Genomic DNA, 1,597 nt, shown 5'->3' with positions numbered 1-1,597 from the left:
GACACCGACGCTCCTGGTATGTGTGCTGGTCGGGCGGGGCGCAGTGCGGTTGAGCTGTGGGTTTACAGGCGATTTTTACGGCTTCGCCAATGGTTGGATGGCCTCGCAGGGGACGCAGTTCGGCTGAGCGCAGCCGGTTGCGCTGGCGGCTAGCCGGTTTTCGTGGGCAAGACCGCGCGCCGGTCCGAGTCACTGCGCACGCGTTTGGTCTGGCGGCTTCCTGCCGCGTTTGGTGGGCACCTTGAGGCCTCTGGCGGGCCTCCTCGACGAGGGGGCGACCCGTGCGTCGGGCTTGATGGCGGCGGCCCGCGACTGTTCGGCTTTCTATCCGCTGTTGCCTGCGCTGCGCTGTTCGGCGGCGGCGCTGCTTGTGGTCGCCGAGGTTCTGGGTCCCTCGCCGCGTCGTCGCCGTAAACGGAACCAGAACCAAACCCCCGCATGATCCGGTCGGACACGGCGAAGCGCGTGGTCGGCCACGCTCAGCGGCTCGTCACCCGCAGGTAGTACCCGTCTGGGTCGAAGAGCCGGAAGTCCCGCAGGCCCCAGGGCTGCTCCGTCAGGCCGTCGGCGATCGGCCAGCCGCTCTCCGTCGCGCGGTGGTGGGCCGTCTCGACGTCGTCGACTTCCAGGACCAGCTCTGCGCCGGAGGGGATGCTGCGCACCGCCAGCTCCAGGTCGCCCCAGGAGCGCACTGCGCCGATGCGGGCTGTGCCCAGGGCGACTGCGGCGTATGGGCTGGCGGTTGCGCGGCGGTCGTCGGAGAGGGTGAAGCCCAGCACCCGTGTGTAGAAGTCCACGAATGCGTCCAGGTCGGCGACGAACACCTCGACTCGCAGTGCCGCCTGGTGCTCGCGCGCCAAGATCCCCATGCTTACGACGTCGTGCCAGCGTCCGGCCCTGAACATCGCCTCGCGGCGGCGGCCCTCCTCCGTGAAGCCGGCCTTGCGGTACGCCGCCATCGCCGCCGGGTTGTCGCCGTTGACGCTCAGTTCGATCCGGTGCAGGCCCAGCTCCGTGAAGCCGTAGTCGACGATCGTGCGCACCGCGTCCGTTCCCAGGCCGCGGCCCTGGTGCGGCGCGCCGATCATCACCGCGAGTGTCGCGCAGCGGTCCTTCACCGTCGCGCCGAACAGCGCCACCTGCCCGATCAGCTCGCCGCTCGCGAGTTCCACCACGGCCAGGCCGACGTCGCTGCCGATGTTGGCGCACCACGTGCGGAACGTCGCCGCGACCTCGGCGGCGGGCTTGGCGACGAACGGCCCGCTCGTCTGGCGGGCCAAGGTCTGCGGGTCCGACTTCCACGCGACCAGCGCGTCCAGGTCCGACTCTCGAAGCACCCGCAGCCCGACCAGCCGGCCTGTCAGGGTGAAGTCCGCCACAGTGAAGTCCATCGAATCCGCCCCTCCCGCCGGCGGTGGCAGGGGCCAGCGCGGCATGGTTCACAGGGATCGTATCGATCACAGGCCGAACCGCTAGTGTCCTGCGCCTGAAGTTCGTTTCAAATATTTAGCGAGTGAGTTGAGGATCTCCTCGGCCGTCTTCTTCCAGACGAACGGCCGGGGGTCCTCGTTCCATGTTGCTATCCAGGCTCTGATGT

The 1,597-nt window shown here is 68.9% G+C and carries 1 protein-coding gene; it reads right to left on the bottom strand.

Annotated elements, in window-relative coordinates; translation table 11 throughout:
• Nucleotides 1–479: 479 nt before the first annotated feature.
• On the bottom strand, nucleotides 480–1,391 hold the full coding sequence (locus tag GWK61_RS54465; protein ID WP_194922272.1) for a GNAT family N-acetyltransferase: 912 nt from the start codon (nucleotides 1,389–1,391) through the stop codon (nucleotides 480–482).
• Between the last annotated feature and the right edge of the window lie 206 nt (nucleotides 1,392–1,597).

The organism is Catenulispora rubra (assembly GCF_015356825.1).
In the GTDB taxonomy this organism is placed as follows: domain Bacteria; phylum Actinomycetota; class Actinomycetes; order Streptomycetales; family Catenulisporaceae; genus Catenulispora; species Catenulispora rubra.
This window is presented reverse-complemented; position numbering and strand designations above follow the sequence as displayed.

Excerpts from the sequence above, each read along its gene's own strand:
- GWK61_RS54465 (WP_194922272.1), bottom strand. The coding sequence starts at position 1,391 with ATGGACTTCACTGTGGCGGACTTCACCCTGACAGGCCGGCTGGTCGGG.